Genomic DNA, 602 nt, shown 5'->3' with positions numbered 1-602 from the left:
GCAGGGCACGGCACTGGTGGACCGCGCGGGCACGACGATGCAGGAGATCGTGCAGTCGATCCAGCGCGTGACCGACATCGTCGGCGAGATCAGCAGCGCCAGCATGGAACAGAACGCGGGCGTGAGCCAGGTCAGCGAGGCGGTGAGCAACATGGACCAGGCGACGCAGCAGAACGCGGCGCTGGTCGAAGAGAGCGCGTCGGCCGCCGCCAGCCTCAGCCAGCAGGCCGAACAGCTGGTGCGCGCCGTCGCGGCGTTCCGCCTCAGCCACCACGCCACAGCAACGCCGGTCCCCGCGACGGTCACGGCCCCGCACCGGCCCCTTGCCGCGAAGTCCGCCCTGCCTGCCCCTGCCCGCCCGGCGCCGGCAGCCCGCACGGCCGCCGCGCCCGCGCCACTCAAGCCGGTGAAGCCGGCCCCGGTCACCGCCTCGTTGCCGGCACCCAAGCCGGTCGCCACCGCCAGTGGCGGTGGCACCGACGAGTGGGAAAGCTTCTGACACCCTTCTTCACCCAGGACCCACCACCATGGACATGCAACACGACAAGGCCGGTTTCGGCCGCCCGGACCAGGCCCGCACGGGCGCCCTCGCGGCGAACAGT

General features: G+C 72.8%; 1 protein-coding gene. It reads left to right on the top strand.

All coding sequences use genetic code 11. The features are described from left to right. The coding region (locus ACLIJ1_RS23300) for a methyl-accepting chemotaxis protein (protein ID WP_411367966.1) at positions 1-499 on the top strand (499 nt) is incomplete at its 5' end. Positions 500-602 lie beyond the last annotated feature (103 nt).

Source organism: Hydrogenophaga sp. RWCD_12 (genome assembly GCF_046604225.1).
Lineage (GTDB): Bacteria > Pseudomonadota > Gammaproteobacteria > Burkholderiales > Burkholderiaceae_C > Hydrogenophaga.
This window is presented reverse-complemented; position numbering and strand designations above follow the sequence as displayed.